Here is a 25,609-nt window from a genome sequence, read left to right on the forward strand (position 1 = left end):
CGCGCCGGTGCGCGGCTGAGCACGACCCACCCGTTCGGCGGTTCAGCCGGCGGGCAGGTACCGCCTCGTCGCCGTGCCGTTGAGCTCGAAGTCGCCGACCGCCCGGCGCCGGTGCAGCGCCGGGTTGTGGGTGGCGATCGTGCGCGCGTTGCGCCAGTGCCGGTCCAGCCCGCGCTCGGCGTCGACGGCCGAGGCCCCGCCCACCTCGAACAGCTGCGCGGTCGCGTCCACCACGAGCGGGAGGACGACCTGCTGCGCCCGGTACACCTCCAGCTGCGCCTCGCGCAGGCCCTGCGCCGCGCCGGGCGAGCCCGCCAGGTGCGCGGTCAGCGCCGCGTCCAGGGTGCGCGCTGCGCCGAGGACGATCGCCCGCGCGGCCGACGCCGCCGACGACAGGGCGCCCACCTCCGCCTGCACGAGGTGGTGCTCGCGCGGCAGCGCCTCCCCGGCGTAGCCGAAGATCCGCCGCCGGCCGCGCACGAACTCCACGGTGTCGTCGAGGGCCGCGTAGCCGATGCCGGCGACGACGGCGAGCAGCACGAGCTGGAAGAAGCCGAGCATGTAGGTCTGCGCGTCGTCGTCGGGGTCGATGGTGCGCACGTGCTCGCGCTCGACGGGGACGTCGGTGAACGTCGTCGTGCCGCTGCCGGTCAGCCGCTGCCCGAAGCCCTTCCAGTCGTCGGCGATCTCGACGCCGGGAGCGCGGGTGGGGACGAAGACCTGGACGCTGACGTCCCCGAAGGAGGCCGAGGTGTCGATCCAGTCCGCGTAGATCGAGCCCGTCGTGTAGAACTTGCGCCCGTCCAGGCGCAGGCCGTCGGGCGTCTCGCGCAGCACCGTCGACAGGTCCGAGGTCGCCGACGCCTCCGAGACGGCGTTGCCGACGAGGTCACCGGCCAGCACCCGCCGCCACCAGCCCTCGCGCACCGCGGCGTCCGGTTCGAAGTACTGCTTCTCCACGAACGCCAGGTGCCCGCGGAAGACGTGCGCGACGTTGCAGTCCGCGCGCGCCAGCCGCACCAGGCGCTCGAAGAGGACCTCCAGGGGGACGCCCTCGCCGCCCACCTCGGCCGGCACGTGCGCGGTGCCGAAGCCGGCGGCCGCGAGCGCGCGCACCAGCTCGGTGGGCAGCTCGCGGGTGCGCTCGCGCTCGGCGGCACCGGCCCGCGCCTGCTGCAGCAGCTCCTCGAAGACGGTCTCGGACAACCCGGCCCGCGTCTGGCTCGTCACGACGCACACCGTGCCACAACGGCCCGCGCGCCTCCGCCCGGCGCCCGCCGCCGCCCCGCCGGCGAGCGCCGGGTGAACGCTCGGCGACGGGTCCGCACCCGGGGCCGCCACCGGCCGGGCGCCCACCGGGAGGGCTGCCAGGATCGGGGTGTGGTGAGGACGGCGAGCGGCCCGGTGCCGTGATCGGCGAGGGGCGCTACCTGGCGCTGGTGTGGTCCACCGGCGGCTACGCGCTCTTCGCCGCGCTCGCGGCCGTGCACCTGCTGACCGCCTCCGACCGCGACGCCGCCGCGTTGTGGGCCGCGCAGTCGCTCGTGTTCGGCGCGGGCGTGGTCTCCGTGGTGCGCAGCCGGCGCCGCGGGCGGCGGCTGCTCGACCACGTCCCGCCGGTGAGCACGCAGGCCGAGGAGCGCGCCTTCCGGGAGCGCTTCGGCGACCCGGCGCCCCGCCCCGAGCGCGGGCCCGGGCTCCCGCGCGGCCCCCGCGCGGCGGCCGGGCGGGTGCTGGCCCCCGTGCCGGTCGCGGCGGCCCGTCGCCCCGCCCCGCCCCGGCCCCCCGCTCGGCCCCCGGTGCGCCGCACCCGCCCCCTGGTGCCCCCGCGGGTCACGACCGGCGCCCTGCTGCTCTCCCTGGCGCTGGGCTCGCTGGTCCCGCTCGCGGCGGTGGTGTCGATCGGCGGGGGACTGGCCTCGGGAGGGCTGACGGGCGGGGAGGCGCTCGTGCTGGCCGCGCTGGCCGCCGTCCTGACGTGGTCGTCCGGCGGCGGGCTCGCCGTCGCGGCCCTGCGGGCCCGCTGCCGCCAGCACCGCGACCTGCGGGCGGCTCCGCGCGTCCCCCGGCAGCGGCGGGCCGGTCCCGACGGCGGGGCCGACGCGGACCTCGACGCGGACGTCGACGCGGACCTCGACCTGGACCTCGACGCGGACTTCGACCTGGACCTCGGCACCGGCTGAGGCTCAGGGCACGCGGAGCATGCCCTCCTGGGCCACGCTGGCCACCAGCCGCCGCTGCCGGTCGTACATCCTGGCCGTCGACAGCCCGCGGGCGCCGGACGCGCTGGGGCTCTCGACGACGTGGAGGACCCACTCGTCGGCGCGGGCCGGGCGGTGCCACCACATGGCGTGGTCCAGGCTCGCCACGCTCGCCCCCGGCGTGGACCACGCCAGCCCGTGGCGGCGCAGCACGGGTTCCAGGACGCTGAGGTCGCTGGCGTAGGCCAGGGCCGCGCGGTGCACGAGGTCGTCGCCGGGCAGCGGGGCGTCCAGCCGGAACCACACCGCCTGCCGCGCGGTGCGCCGCGGGTCCGGCTCCAGGTAGATCGCGGGCTCGACGTGCCGCAGCTCCACGTGCCGGCCCCGGCCCAGCTGGCGGGCCATCGGGTGCTCGACGGCGTCCAGCAGCGCGTAGTCGCTGGGCAGCTCCTCGGGCTCGGGGACCTCGGGGGCGGGTTCGGCGTGGTCGAGGCCGTCGGCGGGCAGCTGGAAGGAGGCGATGCCGGACAGGATCGGCACGCCGTTCTGGGTGGCCTGCACCCGCCGCGCCGAGAACGAGCGGCCGTCGCGCAGCCGCTCGACGGCGAAGGCCACCGGGACCCCCGGCTCGCCGGGGCGCAGGAAGTAGGCGTGCAGCGAGTGCAGGTGCCGGCCGGGGTCGACGGTGCGCCCGGCGGCCACGGCCACCTGGCCGAGGACCTGCCCGCCGAACAGCCGGGCCCGCCAGTGCGGCAGGTTCGGGCCCGTGAAGACGTCCACCGCGTCCGCGGCGGCCGTGACGTCGAGGACCTCGAGCAGGGGGCTGGCGTCGCTCACCCGGGCACGCTACCGGGGCCGCGGACCCGGCAGCGGGGTAGCGTCGCCGCGTGATCGCCGCCCGCGCCGTGCGCTTCTCGCCCGAGGACCCGCTGTCCGCGCTGGAGGTCGCCGACCGCCCCGCCGCCGCCCCGCCGCCGGGCTGGGTGCGGGTGGCGGTGCGGGCGGCCGCCCTCAACCGGCACGACCTGTGGAGCCTGCGCGGGGTCGGCCTGAGCGCCGACCGGCTGCCGATGGTGCTCGGCTGCGACGCGGCCGGGGTCACCGACGACGGCACCGAGGTCGTCGTCCACGCCGTCGTCTCCGACGAGGACTTCCGCGGCGACGAGACCCTCGACCCGCGGCGCACCCTGCTCTCCGAGCTGCACCCGGGGACCCTCGCCGAGCACGTGTGGGTCCCGCGGCGCAACGTGCTGCCCGCGCCCGCCGGCTGGAGCCCGGAGCGGGCCGCCGCGCTGGGCACCGCGTGGCTGACCGCCTACCGCATGCTCTTCACCCAGGCGCGCGCCGTCCCCGGGCAGACGGTGCTCGTGCAGGGCGCCGCCGGCGGGGTCTCCAACGCGCTCGTCGCGCTGGGGTCGGCGGCCGGGCTGCGGGTGTGGGTGACCGGCCGCGACGAGCAGCGCCTGGCCGAGGCCGCCGCCTGGGGCGCGGCCGCGACCTTCGCCGCGGGCGAGCGGCTGCCCGAGCGCGTCGACGCCGTGCTGGAGACCGTCGGGAAGGCGACGTGGCAGCACTCGGTGCGCGCGCTCAAGCCCGGCGGCACGCTCGTCGTCTCCGGGGCCACCACCGGCGGGGACCCCTCGGCGATGCTGGAGAACGTCTTCTTCCGCCAGCTGCGGGTGCTCGGCTCGACGATGGGCACCCGCGAGGAGTTCGAGCGGCTGCTGCGCTTCTGCGAGCTGGCCGACCTCGCGCCCGAGGTCGACTCCGTGCACGCCCTCGTCGACGCCCGCGACGCCTTCGCGCGGCTGGAGTCCGGGCAGGCCGTCGGCAAGGTCCTCCTCCGCCCCTGAACCCGCCGCCCTGGACCCCGCCGCCCCGGACCCCGCCGCTCAGGCGGGCAGCGCGAACCAGGCGGCGGTGTCGGTCGGCACCGCCGCGCCGGGCAGCTCCCCGCTGGCGACGAGCGGGCGCGCGCCCGCCGGCACCGCGACGGGGTCCGCGCCGAGGTTGGCCACGACGAGGACCTCGCCGTTGCGGAAGGCCAGCACGTCCGGGCCCGCTGCGGGCAGGTCGACCCAGCGCAGGGTGCCCAGGCCGAGGCCGTGCTCGCGGCGCACCGCGAGCAGGCGGCGGTACAGCTCCAGCGTCGAGCCCTCGACACCGGTCTGCGCCGCCACCGACAGCTCCCGCCACGACGGCGGTTGCGGCAGCCAGGACGCCGGGCCGGGCCCGAAGCCGTAGGAGGGGGCCTCGCCGGACCACGGGATCGGCACCCGGCAGCCGTCGCGGCCGCGGTCGGCGCCGCCGGTGCGGGCGAAGGAGGGGTCCTGGCGCACCTCGGCCGGCAGGGTCGTCACCTCCGGCAGGCCGAGCTCCTCGCCCTGGTAGACGTAGGCGCCGCCGGGCAGCGCGAGCATGAACGTGGTGGCGGCGCGGGCGCGGCGCAGGCCCAGCGCCGCGTCCGGCTGCGGGTCCTGCGGGCCGACGCCGGTGACCGGTTCGCTGCCGGCGGGGTAGCCCAGGCGGCTGGCGTGCCGGACGACGTCGTGGTTGGAGAGCACCCACGTCGAGGGGGCGCCGACGACCTCGTGCGCGGCCAGGGTGGCGTCGATCACCCGGCGCAGGTCGCCCGCCCGCCACGGGGCGCGCAGGTAGTCGAAGTTGAACGCCTGGTGCATCTCGTCGCTGCGCAGGTAGCGCGTCAGCCGTTCCGGCGGGCTGACCCACGCCTCGGCGACGAGGATCCGCTCGCCCGGGTGCTCCTCCAGCACGCGCCGCCAGCCGCGGTAGATCTCGTGCACGCCCTCCTGGTCCCACATCGGCGGCCGCTGCCCGGAGCCGTCCGCCCCGTCGAGCAGCGCCTGCTCGTGGTCCCACTCCGGCAGCCCCTCGGCCTTCACCAGCCCGTGGGCGACGTCGATGCGGAACCCGTCGACGCCGCGCTCCAGCCAGAAGCGCAGCACGTCGCGGAACTCCGCGTCGACCTCGGGGTTGGTCCAGTCCAGGTCCGGCTGGCTGGAGTCGAACAGGTGCAGGTACCAGGAGCCGTCCGCCACGCGCGTCCACGCCGGCCCGCCGAAGACCGAGCGCCAGGAGTTCGGCGGCAGCTCGCCGTGCTCGCCGCGGCCCTCGCGGAAGACGTAGCGGGAGCGCTCGGGCGAGCCCGGCCCGGCGGCCAGCGCCGCCCGGAACCAGGCGTGCTCGGTGGAGGTGTGGTTGGGCACGATGTCCACGACGACGCGCAGGCCGAGGGCGTGGGCGCGCGCCGCCAGCGCGTCGAAGTCGGCGAGCGTGCCGAAGACCGGCTCGACGTCGCGGTAGTCGGCGACGTCGTAGCCGGCGTCCTTCTGCGGCGAGGGGTAGACCGGTGACAGCCACAGCGCGTCGACCCCCAGCCCGGCCAGGTGCTCCAGCCGGCTCGTGATGCCCGGCAGGTCGCCCAGGCCGTCGCCGTCGGCGTCGGCGAAGGAGCGCGGGTAGACCTGGTAGATGACGGCGTCGCGCCACCAGGGCGCGTCCCGGCCGGGCGGGGTCGCTGCGCTGCTCGTCTGGCTCACCCGCCCATCCTGCCGCCGCGGCGCGGGTGGTGCACCGAGGGGTGGGATCGAGGGGCCGGATCGGGGAGCTCAGGCGGGAGCGGGGGCCGCGGGCCGGGCCACCAGCGGGGACAGCCGCCAGCGCAGCAGCTCCAGGTGGCCCTCGATGTCGGCGGGCAGCCGGCTGCCGAAGCGGGCGAACCACTCCTGCAGCGCGTCGGCCTCGGCCAGCCACGCGGCCGGGTCGACCGCGAACAGCTCCTCCAGGTCGGCCGGGGAGACCTCCAGGCCCGCCACGTCCAGCTCGCCGGGGGCGGGCACCCAGCCCACGGGGGTGTGGCGGGCGCCGGCGCTGCCCTCCAGGCGCCGGCAGATCCACTCCAGGACGCGGGAGTTCTCCCCGAACCCCGGCCACAGGAACCGCCCGTCCGCGCCCCGGCGGAACCAGTTCACGCTGTAGACGCGGGGCAGGTGCTCCACGCGCTCGCGCATCGACAGCCAGTGCGCGAAGTAGTCGGCCATGTCGTAGCCGGTGAAGGGCAGCATCGCGAACGGGTCGTGGCGCAGCCGCCCGACCGTCCCCTCGGCGGCCGCGGTCTGCTCGCTGGAGATCGAGGCGCCCATGAAGACGCCGTGGCTCCAGTCGCCGGCCTCGGCGACCAGCGGCACGTTGCTGCGCCGGCGCCCGCCGAAGAGGACCGCGTCGATCGGCACGCCCTCGGGGTCCTCGAGCTCGGCGGCGATCGAGGGGCACCGGGCCGCCGAGACGGTGAAGCGGGCGTTGGGGTGCGCCGCGGGGGTCGGGCTGTCGGGGGTCCACGAGCGCCCCCGCCAGTCGGTCAGGTGCGCGGGGGGCTGCTCGGTCATGCCCTCCCACCACACGTCGCCGTCGTCGGTGAGGGCGGTGTTGGTGAAGACGACGTCGCGCTCCAGCATCCGCATCGCCGTCGGGTTGGTCGACCAGCCGGTGCCGGGGGCGACGCCGAAGAACCCCGCCTCGGGGTTGACGGCCCGCAGCCTGCCGTCGGGGCCGGGGCGCATCCAGGCGATGTCGTCGCCGATCGTCTCCACCCGCCAGCCGGGCAGCGTGGGCCGCAGCATCGCCAGGTTCGTCTTGCCGCAGGCGGAGGGGAAGGCCGCGGCCAGGTGGAACGCCCGGCCCTCGGGGGAGGTCACCTTCAGGACGAGCATGTGCTCGGCCAGCCAGCCCTCCTCGCGGGCCAGCACCGAGGCGATGCGCAGCGCGAAGCACTTCTTGCCCAGCAGGGCGTTGCCGCCGTAGCCGGAGCCGAAGGAGAAGATCTCCCTGCTCTCGGGGAAGTGCGCGACGTACTTGAGGTCGTTGCACGGCCACGGCACGTCCTCGCGGCGGCGGCCGACGGCGTCCACCAGCGGGTACCCGACGCTGTGCAGGGCCGGCACGAAGGTGGTGCCGGGAGCCAGGGCGGCCAGCGCCTGCTCGCCCATCCGCGTCATCGTCCGCATGCCGACCACGACGTAGGGGGAGTCGGTGATCTGCACGCCGAGCCGGGAGATCGGCCCGCCGACGGGTCCCATGGAGAACGGGACGACGTACATCGTGCGCCCGCGCATGCACCCGGAGAACACCCCGGCCAGCTCCTCGCGCAGCGCCTCGGGCTCGCGCCAGTTGTTCGTCGGCCCGGCGTCCTCGCGGCGGCGGGAGGCGATGAACGTGCGGGACTCCACGCGGGCGACGTCGCCGGGGTCGGTGCGGGCCAGGAAGCTGCCCGGACGCTTGTCGGGGTTCAGCGGGAGCAGGGTGCCGGCGGCGACCATCTGCGCGGTGAGCCGGTCGAACTCGGCCTGCGAGCCGTCGCACCAGACGACCTCGTCGGGCTGGGTGAGCAGCGCGGTGCGGCGGACCCAGTCGAGCAGCCCGCGGTGGTCGGTGGGGGTGCTGGACAGCTGCGGTGCGTCGTCCTGCGCGGTCGTCGGGCGGATCGGTGCGGTCGTCACGTCGGCGTGCCTCCTCGGAGTCGGTGAGCCTGTCGTCCTCGCGGTGTTCCGACCCTCACGCCTGCCCGCACCCACCACAACGACCCCGAGCGGGGAAGAACGGCTGTTCTTCACGTACGGTGAATCCCGTGCCCCGGTTGCGCATCGCCGCGCTCGAACCGCTGACCGACCCCGCCGGCGCCCCGCCCGCCCCGCCGCCGGAGCTGGACGCCCTCACCGTCGGCCGCCGGGTCCGCCACCACCGGCGGGCGCGGGGGCTGACGCTCGCCCGGCTGGGCGAGGCGGTCGGGGTGGCGCCCAGCCACCTGTCGCAGGTGGAGAACGGCAAGCGCGAGCCGCGGCTGTCGCTGGTCGCCGCGCTGGCGCAGGCGCTGGGGACCACCGCGGCCGACCTGCTGGACGCCGCGCCGCCGCCCAGCCGGCGCGCCGCCCTGGAGATCGAGCTGGACCGCGCCCAGCGCGGGCCGCTGGCGCGCTCGCTGGGCCTGGCCCAGGTGCGCGCCGGCCGCTCGCTGCCGATGGACGCCCTGGAGGCCCTGGTGCAGCTGCACCGCGAGCTCGCCCGCCGCCACGACGCCGCGAACGCCACGCCGGAGGAGGCGCGCCGCGCGAACACCGAGCTGCGGCTGCTGCTGCGCGCGGCCGACAACCACCTGCCGGAGATCGAGGAGGTCGCCGAGGACCTCGTGCGCGCGGCCGGGTACACCGTCGGTGCGCTCACCCACCGGCAGGTGGCGCGGATGGCCGCCGACCTGGGGTTCTCGATCATCCACGTCGACGACCTGCCGCACTCCACCCGCACCGTCACCGACCTCGCCCACGGGCGGATCTACCTGCCGCCGGCCTCCATCCCCGGTGGGCACGGGCTGCGCTCGCTGGCGCTGCAGGCCATCGCGCACCGGGTGCTGGGCCACGAGCGCCCGGCCAGCTACGCGCAGTTCCTGCGCCAGCGGCTGGAGATCAACTACTTCGCCGCGTGCTGCCTGCTGCCGCGCAGCGCCGCGGTGCAGTTCCTCTCCGCCGCCAAGGCCGACAAGGACCTGGCCGTGGAGGACTTCCGGGACGCCTTCGGCGTGACCCACGAGGCCGCGGCGCACCGGCTGACGAACCTGCTCACCTCGCACCTGGGGATCCCGCTGCACTTCCTGCGCGTCGGTGACGACGGGGCCCTCTACCGCGGCTACGAGAACGACGGGGTGCCCTTCCCGCAGGACGCCTCCGGCGCCATCGAGGGCCGGCCGGTGTGCCGGCGGTGGACGGCGCGCAGGGTCTTCGGCGTCCGCAACCGCACCACCGAGAACTACCAGTACACCGACACCCCGGCGGGCACGTTCTGGTGCTCCAGCCAGACGGGTTCCAGCGCCGACGGCGGCTTCTCGATCACCGTCGGCGTGCCGTACGCGCACGCGAAGTGGTTCCGCGGCCGCGACACCCGCGTGCGCGCGCGCAGCGACTGCCCCGACGTCGCGTGCTGCCGCCGCCCACCCGCCGACCTCGTCGAGCGCTGGGCGGAGGCGGCCTGGCCCAGCGCCCGGCTGCACGCGCAGACGCTGGCGCCGCTGCCGGCGGGCAGCTTCCCCGGCGTGGACGACCTGGAGGTCTACGCCTTCCTGGCCTCGCACGCCCCCCGCGACGCCGGCTGACCCCCGCCGCCCCGCTCGCCCACCCGCTCCGTTCGCGATCCTCCTCCAGCGCAGCACGCTGGAGGAAGATCACGATCGGGGACCCGGGGCGGGCTCAGGCGAAGCGGACGACGTCCTCGTGGGCCAGGCGCGGCAGGCGGGGGCGGAAGGCGCCCTCGCCGGGGTAGCCGATGTTGACGACCAGGTGCGAGCGCCACGAGGTGCCGGCGAAGAACTCCGCGTCGACGCCGGCCTTGTCGAAACCGCCCATCGGGCCGGCCGCCAGGCCGAGCGCGCGCACGGCGAGCACGAAGTAGCCGGCCTGCAGCGCGGCGCTGTAGCCGCCCATCGCGGAGCGCAGGGCCTCGTCCTGCTCGAGCACCGGCTGCATGCCCGCCATGAACGGGGCGACGGTGGGCAGGGTCTCGTGGAAGCGGTCGTCGACGGCCAGGACGGCGGTGACGGGCGCGCTCGCCGCGCGGTCGCGGTTGGTGTCGTTCAGGTGCGGGATCAACCGGGCCTTGGCCTCGGGGGTGCGCACGTAGAGCACGCGCATCGGCTGGGTGTTGGCGGCGGTGGGCGCCCAGCGGGCCAGCTCCCACACCTGCACCAGCTGCTCGTCGGTGACGGGCGTGGCGGCGAAGGTGTTGGCGGTGTGGGCGTCGGTGAACAGGGCGGCGCGGGCCGCCTCGTCCAGTCCGGCGGGGCGCTCGTCCAGCGTGGTCATCGCTCTTCTCCTCGAGTCAGCTAGCTGTGGGCTGGCAGCTTTGAAAAAGAGAGTACCCAGCTTCCTTGAAGTGTCAAGGGGTAGAGTGGGGGCGTGAGCGAGCACGTGGAGCACAACCCCCGGGCGTGCGACGCGGCTCTCGCACGCGCCTTCGGCTTCCTCGGCAAGCGCTGGAACGGCATCCTGCTGGCCACGCTGGGGTCCGGCCCCGCCGGCTTCTCCGAGCTGCGCCGCGCCGTCGCGGGCATCAGCGACTCGGTGCTCTCCGACCGGCTGGGGGAGCTGTGCCGCGCCGGCCTCGTGCACCGCACCGTCCACGAGGGCCCGCCCGTCGCGGTCGTCTACGAGCTCAGCGACTCCGGCCGTGCGCTCATCCCGGCCCTGCGCGAGCTGACGGCCTGGGCGCAGGAGAACCTGCCCGCCGACCGCTCCGCCTGCGAGGGTGCTCGATCGCCGCAGTGATCGAGCGCTGCGGGGTCAGTCCTCGAAGGTGTTGAGCATGCTGTGCGCGGCGCGGTCCAGGTAGTCCCACAGGACGCCCTCCTGCGCCGGCGGCAGCCCCAGCGCCTCGACGGCCGCGCGCATGTGCGTCAGCCACCGGTCCCGGGCGTCCGGGTTGACCTTGAACGGTGCGTGCCGCATCCGCAGCCGCGGGTGCCCGCGCTGCTGCGAGTACGTCGTCGGCCCGCCCCAGTACTGCTCCAGGAACAGCAGCAGCCGCTCCTTGGCCGGGCCCAGGTCGGCCTCGGGGTACATCGGCCGCAGCACCTCGTCGGCCGCGACGCCGTCGTAGAAGGCGTCGACCAGCCGCACGAAGGTCTCGTGCCCGCCCACCTCGTCGTAGAAGGAGCGGGTGCCGCCGTCGGGACCGGCGGGCTTGCGGCCGATGAGGTTCTGCGGGCGCACCAGGGGCATCTCGGGGCTCACGCCACCAGTGTCTCCCCTGCCGGACGGGCCTGCGCACGAGCCCGCTCCTCCGCCGCCCGCCGCACGTTGCGCTGCATCCCGCCGAAGACGACGTCGTGGAACGGGCTGATCGCCGCCCAGTACGCCTGCCCGGCCAGCCCCCGCGGGTGGAACAGCGCCCGCTGGCGGAACAGCGTGCGCCCGACGGGGTCGGTCTGCACCTGCAGGTCCAGCCACGCCAGCCCCGGCAGCCGCATCTCCGCGCGCAGCCGCAGCAGCCGGTCCTCCTCGCGCTCCTCCACCCGCCACCAGTCGACGGCGTCGCCGACCACGAGGTGGTGCGGGTCGCGCCGGCCGCGCACCAGCCCCGGCCCGCCGGAGAAGCGGTCCATCACCCCGCGCACCGCCCACGCCATCGGCCACGAGTACCAGCCGCTGTCCCCGCCGATGCCCTCCAGCACCCGCCACAGCACGTGCGGGGGAGCGTCCACCACGGTCGTGCGGTCGTCGACGTAGAGGTTGCCGCCGGCCCAGTCGGGGTCCGAGGGCAGCGGGTCGCTGGGTGCGCCCGGCACCGACGCCGAGCTCCACCGGGTCGCCACGTTGGCCTCCCGCACGCGCTGCAGCGCCAGCTCCACCGCCTCCCGGAAGCCGATCAGCCCCTCCGGCGGGTCGGGCACGAACCGCGCGATGTCGTGCTCCTCGCAGACGACCTCGTGCACCATGCTCTCCACGAGCGGGCGGGCGATCTCCTTGGGCACCGGCGTCACCACGCCCACCCAGTGGCTGGACAGGCTCGGGGACATCACCTTCACCGGCAGCACCCGCCGCTTGGGCAGCCCGGCGACCTCGGCGTAGCCGCGCATCATCTCCAGGTAGGTCAGCACGTCCGGGCCGCCGATGTCGAAGGCGCGGTCGACCTCGGGCGGCATGTCGGCCGAGCCGACGAGGTAGCGCAGCACGTCGCGCACCGCGATCGGCTGGATGCGGTTGCTCACCCACGCCGGGCAGACCATCGCCGGCAGCCGCTCGGTGAGGTGGCGCATCATCTCGAAGCTCGCCGAGCCCGAGCCCAGGATCACCGCGGCGCGCAGCACGGTCGTCGGCACGGGGGAGTCCAGCAGGATCTCCCCGACCTCCCGGCGCGACTCCATGTGCGTCGACAGCTCCTCGCCGTCGGGGAACAGCCCGCCGAGGTAGACGATGCGCCCCACGCGCTGGGCCGTCGCGGCCCGCGCGAACGTGCGCGCGGTGCGGCGGTCCACCGCCGAGAACGACCCGCCGCCGCTCATGGCGTGGATGAGGTAGTAGGCGACGTCCACGCCCTCCAGCGCCCGCGCCACCGCCTGCGGGTCGGTGGCGTCGGCGCGCACCACCTCCACCTGCCCGGCCCACGGCCGGTCGCGCAGGACCTCCGGGCGGCGGGCCATCGCCCGCACCCGGAAGCCCACCGCCAGCAGCTCGGGCACCAGGCGGCCGCCGATGTAGCCGCTGACCCCCGTGACGAGAGCCAGCCGGCCCCCGCCCGAGGGCGTGCCGGGCAGCTGCGCGGTGGGGGTGGTGTCGCTCACCCGGTCAGTGTGCGAGCGGGCGGGCACCCCCGCGAGCCGGCGGCCTCACAGCCCCCGGTGGGGGTTGTGCGCGTCGGCGGCCGCGGCGTCGGCGGCGGCCACGTCGGCCTCGCTGCGCGGCGGCGGCTGCGGGGTCACCCCCGCCGCGGGGGCGCCGGCCGGGCGCTGCTGCGGGCGCCGCTCGTCGTCGTTGCGCAGCCACACGGTGCGCTGGGGGAAGGGGAACTCGATGCCCTCGGCGTCGAAGGCGCCCTTGATGCGGCGGTTCAGCTCCCGCTGCACCGCCCACTGCTGCAGCGGCGCGGTCTTGACGACCACCCGCAGCACGATCCCGTCCGCGGCCATCTGCTCCACGCCCCACACCTCGGGGGCGTCGATGACCAGCTCGGACCACTCCTCCTCGCCCGCCAGCTGCTCGGCCACCCGCAGCAGGACCTCCTGGGCGCGGGTGAGGTCCTCGCCGTAGGCGACGGCCACGTCGACGACGGCCCGCGCCCAGCCCTGGCTCTGGTTGCCCACGCGCAGGATCTCGCCGTTGCGCACGTACCAGACGGTGCCCTTGACGTCGCGCAGCCGCGTCACCCGCAGCCCGACGGCCTCCACGGTGCCCGAGGCGTCCCCGAGGTCGACGACGTCGCCGACGCCGTACTGGTCCTCGGCGAGCATGAAGAAGCCGGACAGGAAGTCCTTCACCAGCGCCTGCGCCCCGAAGCCCAGGGCGACGCCCGCGATCCCCGCCGAGGCCAGGAACGGGCCGATGGAGATGCCGATCGTGTCCAGCACCACCAGCACCGCGAGGACGCCGATGACGAAGGTGACGGTGCTCTTGAGCACCGAGGCGAGCGTCTCGGCGCGCTGCTGGCGGCGCTCGGACAGCAGCGGCGAGCTCTCCAGCAGCCCGTTGCGGCGCCCACCGCCCAGCTTGCCCGCCCCCGTCGCGATGCCCGTGGCCACCCGGCCGATGAGCCGCATGAGCAGGAAGCGGGCGACGAAGCAGACGAGCAGGACGACGACGACCTTCAGCGGCTTGTCGAGCAGGAACCGCAGCACGGCGCCGGCGCCGTCGGTCGCGTCGCCGGTGGTGACACCGGACAGGGCGTCGGTGATGGGGTCCAGCACGGGGGGAGCGGCTCCTTCGGGATCGGGTCGAGGTCGGGGCGGGCGCGGTCAGAGCAGGGGCAGGCCGGTGGCCCAGGCGGCGAAGGCCAGCGTGTCGCGGACCAGCCCCGCGCTGCGCGAGACCGAACGGGCACCGTGCCCCACGTCCTCCTCCCGGCGCAACAGCACCGGCCGCCGTCCGGGGTCGGAGGAGGTGGCGTGCTGCAGGGCGGCGCACATCTTGCGCGCGTGCAGCGGGTCCACCCGGCTGTCGGCGTCGAAGACGGTGAACAGCACCGCCGGGTAGGCGGTGCCCTCCACCACGTGGTGGTACGGCGAGTACGACAGCAGCCAGCCGAGCTCGGTGGGGTCGGCGGCCGTGCCGTACTCGTCGCTCCACGTCGCGCCCAGCCCGTGCAGCTCGTAGCGGACCATGTCCAGCAGCGGCGCGGAGCACACGACCGCCGCGTACAGCTGCGGCTGCTGGGTCAGCGCCGCCCCCACCAGCAGCCCGCCGTTGGAGCCGCCGTGCACGGCCAGCTGCTCGTGGGTGGTGAAGCCCTCGGCCACCAGGGAGCGGGCCGCGGCGTGGAAGTCGTCGAAGACGTTCTGCTTGTGCTCGCGCATGCCGGCGCGGTGCCAGTCCTCGCCCTCCTCGCCGCCGCCGCGCAGGTTGGCCACCGCGTACACCCCGCCCGCCTCCACCCACGCCAGCGCGTCGGGGGCGTAGTGCGGGGACAGGCTGATGCCGAAGCCGCCGTAGCCGTACAGGACCGTCGGCGCCGGGGCGAGCGGCCGGCCGTCGGCGTCGAGCAGGTCGCGGCGCGCGGTCACCTGCAGGCGCACCGTCGTGCCGTCGGCGCTGGGGTACTCCAGCAGCCGGCTGACCACCGCGGGCACCTCGACGGCCCCCGGCGGGCGCGCGTCCAGCACGACGTCGTGCGTGCGGGCGTCGAAGCGCCACACGTGCGTCGGCGTCGTGGTGTCGGTGTAGCCGAACCACAGCTCGTGCCCGCCCTCCGGGCGCGTGACCAGACCGCCGATCGACCCCGTCCCCGGCAGCTCCAGCCGCCCGCGCGCACCCTCCAGCCGCGCGCCCGAGGCCAGGTCGTGCAGGCTCACCGAGCTGATCGCGTGCTCGGTCCAGCCCACCACCAGCAGCGGCCGCTCCAGCTGCGGGCCGTCGAGGACCGCGACGTCGTCGAGCAGGGCCTCGCCCTGCGGCACGAGGTCGCGCCAGTGCTCGACGCCCGGGGCGGCCGGGTCGGCCACCGCCAGCCGCCCGCGCGGGGCGTCCAGGTCGGTGAGCACGTACAGCCGCCCGTCGCGGCCCACCCACGCGCTGGTCTGCGCGTCCAGGCCGGTGACGACCGGGGTGAACCGCGGTGCCGCCGCACCGCCGCCGGCGGGGTCGGTGAGGTCGGCGATCCACACGTCGTTGCGCGGCGCCGTCCCGTCGGAGGCGCTGACGACCAGCCAGCGGCCGTCGCGGGAGGTCCACGCGCCGTAGTAGTTGGTCTTCGACATGCCGGCGCCGAACACCTCGACGTCGGTGGCGGGGTCGGTGCCCAGCCGGTGCAGGTAGACGCGCCGGTGGTACTGGCGCTCGTCCTCGGGCAGCTGCTCGGGCGGCAGCCGGCGCACGTAGTAGAACTCGCGGTGCTCCACGCCCTCGCGCGCCGGCAGCCACGCCACGGGGGAGTAGCGCGCCCGGTCCACCGGGCCGTCGACGACCTCGCCGCTGGTCACGTCCAGCACCCGCAGGACGCTCTCCTCGCTGCCGCCCTCGGAGAGCTGGTAGGCCAGCAGGTCGCCCTCCACGCTGGGCCGCCAGGCGTCCAGGGTCGTCGTCCCGCCGGGGTCCAGCGCGGCCGGGTCCACGAGCACGCGCACCGGTCCGTCGCCGTCGCGCACCTGCACCACCGCGTGCTCGGCGGCGGGGTCGCGCCGGCCGCGGAAGACCCGCTCGCCGCGGTGCACGGGCGCACCCACCGACCCCGTCGACATCAGCTCGCGCACCCGCTCCTCCAGGCGCGCCGCGCCCGGGTGCCCGCCCGCCCACCGCGACCACGCCTCGTCCTGCCAGCGCGACCACGCCCGCGTGCGCGGGTCGTCGCGGTCCTCCAGCCACCGGTAGGGGTCGGCGACCGGGGTGCCGTGCAGGTCGTCGACCACGTCGAGCCGGGGGGCCAGCTCCGGTCCGGGACCCGCGCTGCGGGAGGGCTGGGCGTCCATGCCCGCCACCCTAGGGAGGGCCGGGCGCCCGTGCCCGCCGCCCCGGGCCGCCGGGTGCCGACCGGCCGCACCTCTGGCAGAGTCGCCGGGTGTCCTCCGACGAGCGCGTCGAGCAGCCCCGGCTGGCTCCGCAGCTGACCGACCTGGCCGCAGCCTGCGGCGTCGCCACCACCTTCACGGACTGGCAGGGGGAGACGACGACCGTGCCCCGCAGCACGGTCGAGGCGGTCCTGACCGCCATGGGCCTGGACGTCTCCACGCCCGCCTCCGTCGAGGCCTCCCTCGCCGAGGTGCGCCAGCGGGCCTGGCGGCGGGTGCTGCCCCCCGTGGTGGTCACCCGCGAGGGGCGCGCGCACCACGTGCCCGTGCACGTCCCGCACGGCGACCCCGTCGAGGTCGTCGTCGAGCTCGAGGGCGGCGACGGCTGGGCGCCGCTGCGGCAGGTCGACCGCTGGGTCGACCCGCTGCGCGTGGACGGCCGGCTCACCGGCCGGGCCACGTTCGAGGTGCCCGACGACCTGCCGCTGGGCTGGCACGTGCTGCGCGCGCGCACCCCCGGCGGCGAGGCCGAGTGCCCCGTCGTGGTCACCCCGGACGTGCTGGAGCTGCCGCCGGCCCTGCAGAGCGGGCGCAGCTGGGGCTACCAGGCGCAGCTGTACTCGGTGCGCTCCTCGCGCTCGTGGGGCGTCGGCGACCTGGCCGACCTGGCCGAGCTGTCCGCGCTCGCCGCCGGGCAGGGCGCCGGCTGGCTGCTGGTCAACCCGCTCGCCGCCGCGCAACCGGTGCCGCCCATGGAGCCCTCCCCGTACCTGCCGACGACGCGGCGCTTCGTCAACCCGCTGTACCTGCGCGTGGAGGACGTCCGGGAGGTCGCCTACCTGCCGGCGGCCGAGCGCGCCCGCCTCGAGCGCCTGGCCGAGCGCGTGCGCCCCGCCGACACCGACCCCGGCGAGATCGACCGCGACGCCGCCTGGGCCGCCAAGCGCGAGGCGCTGGAGCTCGTCCACGCCGCCGGCCGCACGCCCGCCCGCGAGGCGGCCTTCCGCCGCTACGCGGCCGCCGAGGAGCCGGGCCTGACCGGCTTCGCGGCCTGGTGCGCGCTCGCCGAGCGCCACGGCCTGCCCACCGCCGAGTGGCCCGAGCAGGTGCGCGACCTCGAGGCCGCCCGCGCCAGCGGCGCGCTCGACGAGCTCGCCGAGCGCATCGACTTCCACCGCTGGCTGCAGTGGCAGTGCGACGAGCAGCTGCGCGAGGCCCAGGACGCCGCCACCGCCCCGGGCACCGGGCCGGGCATCGTCCACGACCTCGCCGTGGGCGTGCACCCCGACGGCGCCGACGTGTGGTCGCTGGGCGACGCCCTCGCCCACGGCGTCACGGTGGGCGCCCCGCCGGACGCCTTCAACCAGCAGGGCCAGGACTGGAGCCAGCCGCCGTGGCGGCCCGACCGCCTGGCCGACCTGGCCTACCGGCCCTTCCGCGACATGGTCCGCACGATCCTGCGCCACGCCGGCGGCCTGCGCGTCGACCACGTCCTGGGCCTGTTCCGCCTGTGGTGGATCCCGCAGGGCGCCCCGCCCTCGCAGGGCACCTACGTCACCTTCGACCACGAGGCGCTCATCGGGATCCTGGCCCTGGAGGCGCAGCGCGCCGGCGCCGTGCTCGTCGGCGAGGACCTCGGCACCGTGGAGCCGTGGGTGCGCGACTACCTCGCCGAGCGCGGCATCCTCGGCAGCGCGGTCCTGTGGTTCGAGTACGACGGCTCCTCCCCCCGCGCGCCCGAGGACTACCGCGAGCTCGCGCTGGCCAGCGTCACGGTGCACGACCTGCCCCCGACGGCGGGCTACCTCGCCCAGGAGCACGTCGCGCTGCGCGACCGGCTGGGCCTGCTGACCCAGCCCGTGGAGACCGAGCGCGCCCGCGACCGCGCCGAGCAGGAGCGCATCCTCGGCCTGGTCCGCGAGCGCGGCCTGCTGGCCGAGGACGCCGGTGAGCAGGAGACCGTGGAGGCGCTGCACCGCTACCTCGCGCTGTCGCCCTCGCTGATGGTCGGGGTCTCCCTGGTCGACGCCGTGGGCGACCGGCGCACCCAGAACCAGCCGGGCACCTCCGACGAGTACCCGAACTGGCGGATGCCGCTCACCGGGCCCGACGGGCAGGTGGTCCTGCTGGACGAGCTGCCGGCGAACCCGCGCGCGCAGTCGCTGGCGCGGGCGGTCGACGAGGCCGTGCGCACGGGCGTGCCCGCGGCCGGCGACCCCCCGCCGCCGGCCGGCTGAGCGCTCGTGCCGGGACCCGCCTCCCCCCGGAGCGGGTCCCGGCGCTCCCCCCTGGAGCACGACCACCGTGACAGGCGCGCCTTGCAGCGGGCTTGCGAGCCCCTGTGCGCCGACTGGCCGTGCGCGCGCCGCCCGGTCGCTACGGTGTGCCCGTGCGCTCCGGTGTGGCGGTGCGGGTGCTGGGCGCCCTCGAGGTGGGTTCCTCCGCGGCGGCGGCGGTGCTGTCGCCGACGCTGCGCACCGTGCTGGCCGCGCTCGTCGTCGACGCCGGGCGCGTCGTGCCCGCCTCCGTGCTCGCCGAGCGGGTCTGGGAGGACGCCGGGATGCGGCCGGCCACCTCCACCCTGCACAGCTCGGTCTCCCGGCTGCGCCGGCTGCTGGAGCCGGGCGCCGGCCCCTGGCAGGTGCTGCTCACCCGCGCCCCCGGCTACCAGCTCGCGCTGGCGCCGGAGTCCCTGGACGTCGCCCGCTTCGAGCAGCTGCTGCGCCGCGCGCTGGCCGCCGCGGGCAGCGACCCGGCCGGGGCCCGCGGCGACGTCGCCGAAGCGCTGCGGCTGTGGCGCGGGCCGGCCTACGCCGACGTGGAGGCCGAGTTCGCCCGCCAGGAGGCCCGCCGCCTGGAGAACCTGCGGCTGGAGGGCGTGGAGCTGGCCGCCCGCCTGGACCTCGTGCTCGGCCGGCACCACGAGGTCGTGCCCGACCTGCAGGAGCTGGTGCTGGCGCACCCGCTGCGCGAGGAGCTGCGCGCAGCCCTCGTGCTCGCGCTCTACCGGTGCGGGCGCCAGGCCGACGCCCTGCAGGCCTTCGAGGACGGCCGGCGGCTGCTCGCCGAGGAGCTGGGCATCGACCCCGGCCCGCAGCTGCGCAGGCTGCACGAGGCGGTGCTGCGCCAGGACCCCGCGCTGGAGGCCCCCGCCGCGCCCGGCTCCACGGCCGGTGCCGAGCCGGCCCCCGCGACCGGTGCCGAGCCGGCCCTCGCGACCGGTGCCGAGCCGGCTCCCGCGACCGGTCCCGCAGCGGGTCCCGCGGTGGGGTCCGAGCCGGGTCCGGCCGGCGCGGGGACCGCCCGCCCGGCGGTGGTGCCGGACGCGCTGCCGCTGGCGACGACGCCGCTGCTGGGCCGTTCCGAGGACCTGGAGCGCCTGCTCGACGTGCTGGAGCGGGAACGGCTGGTGACCCTCACCGGCACCGGCGGGGTCGGCAAGACCCGGCTGGCCGTCGCCGCGGCGCTGGCCGCCGCCGACCGCTTCCCCGACGGGACGGTGTTCGTGCCGCTGGCCGTCCTCGACGACGCGGCAGCCGTGCTGCCGGCCGTCGTGCGGGCCCTCGGGCTGCCCGCCGCGGAGGGTCCGCACGCCCTCGCCGCCGTCGTCGCGCAGCTGGGCGCCGGCCGGGCGCTGCTCGTGCTGGACAACTGCGAGCACCTGCTCGACGCGGCGGTCGACATCGCGGCGCTGGTGCGCCGCTGCCCGCAGGTGGTCGTGCTGGCCACCTCCCGCGCCCCCCTGCGCGTCAGCGGGGAGGTGGAGCACCGCGTCGCACCGCTGCGGGTGCCCGCCGGCACCGGGGTCGAGGACGTGCTGGGGGCCCCGGCGGTCCAGCTGTTCGCCGAGCGGGCCCGTGCGGTCGCCCCCGGCTTCGTCGTCGACGAGCGCAACGCCGCCGTCGTCGCGGACATCTGCCGCGCGCTCGGCGGGATCCCGCTGGCCATCGAGCTGGCGGCCCCGCGCATCCGCGTCCTGGGCCCCGCCGAGCTGCTCAGCCGGCTCGACCAGGCCCTGACCTCCGGCCCGCGCGACCTGCCCGCCCGCCAGCGCACCATGCGCGCCACCCTGGACTGGAGCTACGGGCTGCTCGACGAGCCCACCCGGCGCCTGTACCGCCGGCTGTCCGTCTTCACCGGCGGCTGGACGCTGCCCGTCCTGGAGGACGTCGAGGGACCCGGCGTCCTCGAGCAGCTCGAGGCGCTGGTCGAGACCTCCCTGGTGACGGTCGGCTTCCCCGACGGCGAGCCCCGCTACGCGATGCTCGTGCCGACGCAGCAGCACGCCCGCCGCCTGCTGGGCGACGACGAGCTCGAGGAGGTCTCCCGCGCGCACGCCGAGGCCCACGTGCGGCTGCTGGAGCGGGCGGCTCCGCAGTACCGGGGTCCCGGGCAGGTCGACTGGCTGCAGCGCACCGAGCTCGAGCACGCCAACGTGCTCGCGGCCTTCGAGTGGGCGATGGCGGCCGGGGAGCACGCCACCGCGGCCCGGCTGACGTGGGCGGCCTGGTTGTTCTGGTGGCTGCGCGGTCACGTGCTCGTCGGCCGCCGCTGCGCGCAGGCCGTCGTGGACGCCAGCGCCGGCAGCCCGCTGGAGGGCCCGTCGGCGCTCGTGCCGGTCCGGGCCCGGATCGCGCTGGGCGCGATGACCTTCGCCCAGGGCGACTTCCCCGCGGCGACCGGGAGCTGGGCGCGGGCGCTCGCCGACGCCGAGCGCGCCGTCGGCGTCGACCCGGTCGAGCGGGAGGAGGCGCGCGCGAACTGCATCGCCGGCATCGGCATCTGCGCACAGGTCGGCGGGGACCTGGCGGGCGCCGCCGAGGCGCACCAGCGGGCGATCGAGCTGGCGCGCGACCTGCCGCAGGACACCTACGGGCCGTGGATCGTCCGGCTCAACAGGGTGTGGCTGGGCACCGTGCACCTGCGCGCCGGGGACGCCGACGCGGCCCGGCGCCAGGTCGAGAGCGGTCTGGCGCTGGCGCGCCGCGACGGTGACCGCCTGGCCACCTTCCTGGCCCTCTACAACCTCGCGCAGGTCGAGGCGGGCACCGACCCGGCCCGGGCGCTGCGCCACCTGCAGGAGGGCATCGAGCTGTCCGAGCAGATGGGCGACCTGGCCAACCTGGCCTACTTCCTGGAGGCGCTGGTGGTGCTGCGCGCCTCCGGCGCAGGCGGCGGGGAGGACGCCGCGGCGCTGGTGCGCCTGCTGGGGGCGGCGAGCGCGGCCCGCGAGACCGTCGGCTTCGAGGTCCACAACTACTACCTCAGCGACGGCGTGGGCCGCGACGCCGCCGAGAGGCGCCTGTGCGACGAGCTGGGCGAGCAGCGCTACGCGCAGGAGCTGGCGGCCGGCCGCCGGGCCCCGGTGGCCGAGTCCGTGCGCACCGCCGGCCTCGTGCGGCCCGTCACGGCAGCCGGGCCCAGTCCCGCCAGCTGAGGTCCAGCCCCACGAAGCGGGGCCGGGTGAACGGCCAGCAGCGGCGCACCCAGGTCACCACGGCCGCGCCCAGCAGGTCGTCGACCGCCCCGCCGCGCAGCGCGTCGACCACCCACCAGGTGACGTCCACGTCCGCCTCGCCGGTGCCGCCGCGGGGCGGGTCCAGGTAGACGCAGCCCAGCAGCTCGCTCTCGGCCTCGTCGAAGAGGGCGTAGGAGAACGAGAGGCGCTCGGCCATCTCGCGCTCCTGGCGCTGCAGGTCGCACAGGTCGTCGGCCGCGGCCAGCTCCGCCGGCGGCCAGCCCCAGGCCTCGCCGAAGCAGGACCACAGGTGCTCGCGGGAGCCGCGCACGGCGGGCAGGTCGAGGTCGAGGTCGAGGGCGCGCAACGGGCGCAGGTGGTGACCGCTGCCCAGCTCGAGCCGGGTGGGGTGCCGGAACCAGGACGGCAGCCAGGGGTCGGCGGGGGTCGTGGGGTGCGCCATGCCACCACCCTCGGGCCCGCGCCTTGCCGTGGCCTTGCACCCCGCTGGCCGGTGCCGGCGGGTGCGCGGAGGCCGCTCGCAGCCGGGGTGCAAGCCCGGCCCTCCACGCTGCTGCCGTGGTCGAGATCACCGAGAACGTCCCGTGCACGCTGACGCCGCCGGAGGTCTTCTTCGTCGAGCGCCCCGACCAGGTCGCGGTGGCCAAGGCGCTGTGCGCCGACTGCCCCGTGCGCGCCGCCTGCCTGGCGGGCGCCACCGAGCGCCGCGAACCCGTCGGCGTCTGGGGCGGTGAGCTGTTCGTCGACGGCGTGGCCGTCCCGTTCAAGCGCGGCCGCGGCCGCCCGCGCAAGGTGCCCGTCGCCGTCTGAGCGGCCACGGGGACCCCGCGCGGGCGGTGGGCCGGGCGCTCCCGGAGCCGGGTGCTCCGGGAGCGGGGTGCCTCAGGAGGCGTCGCGCTCCTGGGCGCGCAGCGCGCGCGCCACGCCGTCGCGGTTCTCCAGCACCAGCCGGCGCAGCGCCGGGGGAGCGTCGCCCTCCTCGGCCAGCCACCGGTCGGTGCGCTCGAGCAGCGCGGCGTCGGCGAGGTCGAGCGGGTACAGGCCCGTGACCACCTGCTGCGCCATCTCGTTGGTGCGCTCGGCCCACACCGTGCGCAGCGCGGCGAAGTACGGCTCCACGAAGGGGCGCAGCAGCGACTCCTCGTGCGCCCGGCCGAAACCGGCGATCACCGAGGCCTGGACGGCGTTGGGCAGGTCGCCCTCGTCCACGACGGCGCGCCACGCCTGCTGCTTGGCCTCGGGCGCGGGGATCGCCGCCCGGGCCGCCGCCGCCGAGCGCTGGCCCGTGGCGGTGCGGTCGCGCTCGAGCTCGACCTCGACCTCGGCCGCGCCGGCGCGGCCGCCGGCCACCAGCGAGGTGAGCAGCACCCAGCGCATGTCGGCGTCCACCTCCAGGCCCTCGATGGCCTGCGAGCCGTCGTAGAGCCCGGCGATGACCGCCAGGTGCTCCTCGCTGCGCGCGAAGCCGGCGAAGGAGCGCGCGAACTGCAGCTGCACGTCGCTGCCGGGCGCCGCCGCCCGCAGCAGCTGCAGCAGCGTGCCGGCCGTGCGGGCGCGCACCTGCTCGCGGTGCGCCGGCGCGGTGTAGAGCTCCACCGTCGTGCTCAGCTGGCGCAGCAGCACCAGCGCCACGGTGGAGTCGGCGGTGGCCGCCCGGCCCGGCAGCAGCGTGCTCAGCAGCAGGTCGACGTACTCGCGCGCGGGCAGCTCCCCGTCGCGGGTCATGTCCCACAGCGCCGCCGCCACCAGCGAGCGCGGCAGCGACTCGTCGAAGGCGTCCAGGTGCTGCAGCGCGGTGGCCAGCGAGACCTCGTCGAGCCGGATCTTGGCGTAGGCGAGGTCGTCGTCGTTGACCAGCAGCAGGTCCGGGCGCGGGCGGCCCACCAGCTGCGGCAGGTCGGTGGCGGCCCCCGCCGCGTCCAGCTCGAAGCGCGCGGTGCGCGTCAGCACCCCGTCGACGAGGTCGTAGCAGCCGATCGCCAGCCGGTGCGCGCGCAGGTGCGGGTGCTCGGCGGGGGCCTCCTGCCGCAGCGAGGCCGCGGTGATCGTGCCGTCCTCGGCCGTCTGCAGCACCGGGCGCAGCGTCGCCACGCCCGCGGTCTCCAGCCACTCGCGCGACCAGGCGCCGAGGTCGCGCCCGGAGGTGGCCTCCAGCTCGCGCAGCAGGTCGACGAGCTCGGTGTTGCCGAAGGCGTGCCGGCGGAAGTAGGCCCGCACCCCGGCCAGGAACTCCTCGCGGCCCACGTAGGCGACCAGCTGCTTGAGGACGCTGGCGCCCTTGGCGTAGGTGATGCCGTCGAAGTTGACCTCGACGTCCTCGAGGTCGTTGATCTCGGCGACGATCGGGTGCGTGGTCGGCAGCTGGTCCTGGCGGTAGGCCCAGGACTTCTCCAGGGAGTTGAAGGTCGTCCACGAGCCCTTCCACTCCGTCGCCTCCGCGGCGGCCAGCGTGGAGGCGAACTCGGCGAACGACTCGTTGAGCCACAGGTCGTTCCACCAGCGCATCGTCACCAGGTCGCCGAACCACATGTGCGCCAGCTCGTGCAGGACCGTCACGACGCGGCGCTCGACGGTGGCCTGGGGGACCTTGGAGCGGAAGACGTAGGACTCCACGAAGGTCACCGCGCCGGCGTTCTCCATGGCGCCCGCGTTGAACTCGGGAACGAAGACCTGGTCGTACTTGGCGAAGGGGTACGGGCGGTCGAACTCGCGCTCGAAGAACTCGAAGCCGGCCTTCGTGGTGGCCACGACGTTGTGCGCGTCGAGGTGCTGCACGAGCGACTTGCGGCAGTACACCCCCAGCGGGACCGTCCGGCCGTCGGCGCTGACCAGGGAGTCCTCGGAGCCCTCGTAGGGACCGGCGACGACCGCGGTGACGTAGGACGACAGCCGCGGCGTGCGCTCGAAGGTCCACCGCTTGCCGGCCTCGACCGGGTGCGTGGCGGCGACGGGGGCGTTGGAGATCACCCGCCAGTGCTCGGGCGCGGTGACGGTGAAGGTGAACTCGGCCTTGAGGTCGGGCTGCTCGAAGACCGCGTAGACCCGCCGGGAGTCGGCGACCTCGAACTGCGAGTAGAGGTAGACCTCGTCGTCGACCGGGTCCACGAAGCGGTGCAGGCCCTCGCCGGTGTTCATGTAGCGGCAGTCGGCCACGACGAGCAGCTCGTTGTCGGCGGCGAGGTCGTCCAGCTGCACCCGCACGCCGTCGCTGACGGCCGCCGGGTCCAGCGCGCGGCCGTTGAGCACGACCTCGTGCACGGCCGCGCTGATGAGGTCGATGAACGTCGAGGCGCCGGCCGTCGCGGTGAAGCGCACCGCGGTGGTCGAGCGGAACGTCTCCGGTCCGGTCGTCAGGTCCAGGTCGACGTCGTAGTGGTCGACCCGCACGAGCGCGGCGCGGGTCCGCGCCTCCTCGCGCGTCAGGTTCTCGCCGGGCACCGCACGTCCTTCCAGTCGTGGCCGCTGCGCGCGGACGGCGTCCGGCGCGGTGCCGAGCACTCTGCCACGAGGCGCCGACGCGGGGGCGGCGGACCCGGGCGGCCCTCGCCCTCGCCGGGCCCGGCGGCCGGGGGCAGGATGAGCCGCATGACGACGAGCGCCGCCGCGACCGCCACCGCCGACTTCTGGTTCGACCCGATGTGCCCCTGGGCCTGGATGACCTCGCGCTGGATGCTCGAGGTCGAGCGCGTGCGCGAGGTGCGCGTGCGCTGGCACGTGATGAGCCTGTCGGTGCTCAACGAGGGCCGCGACCTGCCGCCGGAGTACCAGGAGCTCATGGCCAGGGGCTGGGGGCCGGTGCGCGTGGTGACCGCCGCGCGGCTGCTGCACGGCGAGGACGTCGTCCTGCCGCTCTACACGGCCATGGGCACCCGCATCCACCCCGGCGGGGAGAAGGACTTCGACGTCGTGGTCGAGCAGGCGCTGGCCGAGGTGGGCCTGCCCGCCGACCTCGCCGCGGCGGCGCGCAGCGACACCTACGACACCGAGCTGCGCGCCTCCCACCGCGAGGGCATCGAGCGCGTGGGCGAGGACGTGGGCACCCCCGTCGTGGCCTTCGGCGACGTGGCCTTCTTCGGGCCCGTCGTCACCCCCGCGCCCAAGGGCGAGGAGGCCGGCCGGCTGTGGGACGGCTGCCTGCTCGTGGCCGGCGTCCCCGGCTTCTTCGAGCTCAAGCGCACCCGCACCCAGGGCCCCGTCTTCGACTGAGCCCACCCC

At 76.3% G+C, this 25,609-nt stretch carries 19 protein-coding genes; 8 read left to right on the forward strand and 11 right to left on the reverse strand.

Annotated features, from left to right (window positions below):
- Positions 1 to 42: 42 nt before the first annotated feature.
- Positions 43 to 1,230: an acyl-CoA dehydrogenase family protein gene (locus ACRYM2_RS10400; RefSeq protein ID WP_432522054.1), complete on the reverse strand. Its 1,188-nt coding sequence runs from the start codon at positions 1,228 to 1,230 to the stop codon at positions 43 to 45.
- A gap of 179 nt (positions 1,231 to 1,409) precedes the next feature.
- Here ACRYM2_RS10400 and ACRYM2_RS10405 point away from each other — a divergent pair, with 179 nt between their 5' ends.
- Positions 1,410 to 2,183, forward strand: coding sequence for a hypothetical protein (locus tag ACRYM2_RS10405; protein WP_432522056.1), 774 nt, complete (start codon positions 1,410 to 1,412; stop codon positions 2,181 to 2,183).
- 3 nt (positions 2,184 to 2,186) lie between these two features.
- Here ACRYM2_RS10405 and ACRYM2_RS10410 read toward each other — a convergent pair whose 3' ends face one another.
- Entirely contained in the window at positions 2,187 to 3,038 is an 852-nt protein-coding gene (locus ACRYM2_RS10410; RefSeq protein WP_432522058.1) for an acyl-CoA thioesterase, read from the reverse strand.
- A gap of 50 nt (positions 3,039 to 3,088) precedes the next feature.
- On the opposite strand from ACRYM2_RS10410, the gene ACRYM2_RS10415 reads away from it, so the two are divergent.
- Positions 3,089 to 4,054 (forward strand): zinc-binding dehydrogenase, encoded by a 966-nt coding sequence (locus ACRYM2_RS10415; RefSeq protein WP_432522060.1) that lies wholly within the window; start codon positions 3,089 to 3,091, stop codon positions 4,052 to 4,054.
- A gap of 39 nt (positions 4,055 to 4,093) precedes the next feature.
- On the opposite strand, the gene ACRYM2_RS10420 is transcribed toward ACRYM2_RS10415, so the two are convergent.
- Together ACRYM2_RS10420 and ACRYM2_RS10425 are read right to left on the reverse strand one after the other, a co-directional pair.
- Positions 4,094 to 5,761, reverse strand: coding sequence for a glycoside hydrolase family 13 protein (locus tag ACRYM2_RS10420; RefSeq protein ID WP_432522062.1), 1,668 nt, complete (start codon positions 5,759 to 5,761; stop codon positions 4,094 to 4,096).
- 69 nt (positions 5,762 to 5,830) lie between these two features.
- A complete protein-coding gene (locus ACRYM2_RS10425) occupies positions 5,831 to 7,717 on the reverse strand; it encodes a phosphoenolpyruvate carboxykinase (GTP) (protein ID WP_432522063.1) in 1,887 nt (628 codons plus the stop codon).
- A gap of 161 nt (positions 7,718 to 7,878) precedes the next feature.
- Between ACRYM2_RS10425 and ACRYM2_RS10430 the strand changes: the two genes are divergently transcribed.
- Positions 7,879 to 9,360 carry a helix-turn-helix domain-containing protein gene (locus ACRYM2_RS10430; RefSeq protein WP_432522100.1) on the forward strand — a complete coding sequence of 494 codons (1,482 nt, stop codon included), beginning with the start codon at positions 7,879 to 7,881 and terminating at the stop codon, positions 9,358 to 9,360.
- A 94-nt stretch (positions 9,361 to 9,454) separates the two neighbouring features.
- On the opposite strand, the gene ACRYM2_RS10435 is transcribed toward ACRYM2_RS10430, so the two are convergent.
- Entirely contained in the window at positions 9,455 to 10,066 is a 612-nt protein-coding gene (locus ACRYM2_RS10435; RefSeq protein ID WP_432522065.1) for a malonic semialdehyde reductase, read from the reverse strand.
- 93 nt (positions 10,067 to 10,159) lie between these two features.
- On the opposite strand from ACRYM2_RS10435, the gene ACRYM2_RS10440 reads away from it, so the two are divergent.
- A complete protein-coding gene (locus ACRYM2_RS10440; protein ID WP_432522067.1) occupies positions 10,160 to 10,528 on the forward strand; it encodes a winged helix-turn-helix transcriptional regulator in 369 nt (122 codons plus the stop codon).
- 15 nt (positions 10,529 to 10,543) lie between these two features.
- Here ACRYM2_RS10440 and ACRYM2_RS10445 read toward each other — a convergent pair whose 3' ends face one another.
- From ACRYM2_RS10445 to ACRYM2_RS10460, 4 genes are read right to left on the reverse strand one after another with little or no spacing between them, the layout of a single operon-like run.
- Positions 10,544 to 10,981, reverse strand: coding sequence for a globin (locus ACRYM2_RS10445; protein ID WP_432522102.1), 438 nt, complete (start codon positions 10,979 to 10,981; stop codon positions 10,544 to 10,546).
- An 8-nt stretch (positions 10,982 to 10,989) separates the two neighbouring features.
- The gene (locus ACRYM2_RS10450) at positions 10,990 to 12,543 is read right to left on the reverse strand and encodes an SDR family oxidoreductase (RefSeq protein WP_432522069.1); all 1,554 of its coding nucleotides are present in this window, start codon (positions 12,541 to 12,543) and stop codon (positions 10,990 to 10,992) included.
- A gap of 45 nt (positions 12,544 to 12,588) precedes the next feature.
- Positions 12,589 to 13,662, reverse strand: coding sequence for a mechanosensitive ion channel family protein (locus tag ACRYM2_RS10455; protein WP_432522071.1), 1,074 nt, complete (start codon positions 13,660 to 13,662; stop codon positions 12,589 to 12,591).
- 48 nt (positions 13,663 to 13,710) lie between these two features.
- Complete coding sequence (locus tag ACRYM2_RS10460) at positions 13,711 to 15,876, reverse strand: prolyl oligopeptidase family serine peptidase (RefSeq protein ID WP_432522073.1); 2,166 nt, start codon at positions 15,874 to 15,876, stop codon at positions 13,711 to 13,713.
- Positions 15,877 to 15,965: 89 nt separating this feature from the next.
- Here ACRYM2_RS10460 and malQ point away from each other — a divergent pair, with 89 nt between their 5' ends.
- A complete protein-coding gene (gene malQ / locus ACRYM2_RS10465; protein ID WP_432522075.1) occupies positions 15,966 to 18,152 on the forward strand; it encodes a 4-alpha-glucanotransferase in 2,187 nt (728 codons plus the stop codon).
- Positions 18,153 to 18,304: 152 nt separating this feature from the next.
- Positions 18,305 to 21,352 (forward strand): AfsR/SARP family transcriptional regulator, encoded by a 3,048-nt coding sequence (locus ACRYM2_RS10470; RefSeq protein ID WP_432522077.1) that lies wholly within the window; start codon positions 18,305 to 18,307, stop codon positions 21,350 to 21,352.
- Here ACRYM2_RS10470 and ACRYM2_RS10475 read toward each other — a convergent pair.
- Positions 21,321 to 21,836, reverse strand: coding sequence for an N-acetyltransferase (locus ACRYM2_RS10475; protein WP_432522079.1), 516 nt, complete (start codon positions 21,834 to 21,836; stop codon positions 21,321 to 21,323). The two genes, ACRYM2_RS10470 and ACRYM2_RS10475, sit on opposite strands and share 32 nt — an antisense overlap.
- 44 nt (positions 21,837 to 21,880) lie before the next feature.
- Between ACRYM2_RS10475 and ACRYM2_RS10480 the strand changes: the two genes are divergently transcribed.
- The gene (locus ACRYM2_RS10480) at positions 21,881 to 22,204 is read left to right on the forward strand and encodes a WhiB family transcriptional regulator (RefSeq protein ID WP_432522104.1); all 324 of its coding nucleotides are present in this window, start codon (positions 21,881 to 21,883) and stop codon (positions 22,202 to 22,204) included.
- A gap of 72 nt (positions 22,205 to 22,276) precedes the next feature.
- Here ACRYM2_RS10480 and pepN read toward each other — a convergent pair whose 3' ends face one another.
- The gene (gene pepN / locus ACRYM2_RS10485; RefSeq protein ID WP_432522081.1) at positions 22,277 to 24,832 is read right to left on the reverse strand and encodes an aminopeptidase N; all 2,556 of its coding nucleotides are present in this window, start codon (positions 24,830 to 24,832) and stop codon (positions 22,277 to 22,279) included.
- 147 nt (positions 24,833 to 24,979) lie between these two features.
- Here pepN and ACRYM2_RS10490 point away from each other — a divergent pair, with 147 nt between their 5' ends.
- Positions 24,980 to 25,600, forward strand: a complete 621-nt coding sequence (locus tag ACRYM2_RS10490) for a mycothiol-dependent nitroreductase Rv2466c family protein (protein WP_432522083.1) — start codon at positions 24,980 to 24,982, stop codon at positions 25,598 to 25,600.
- Positions 25,601 to 25,609 lie beyond the last annotated feature (9 nt).

It is taken from the genome of Kineococcus aridisoli (genome assembly GCF_050871885.1).
Taxonomy (GTDB): Bacteria; Actinomycetota; Actinomycetes; order Actinomycetales; family Kineococcaceae; genus Kineococcus.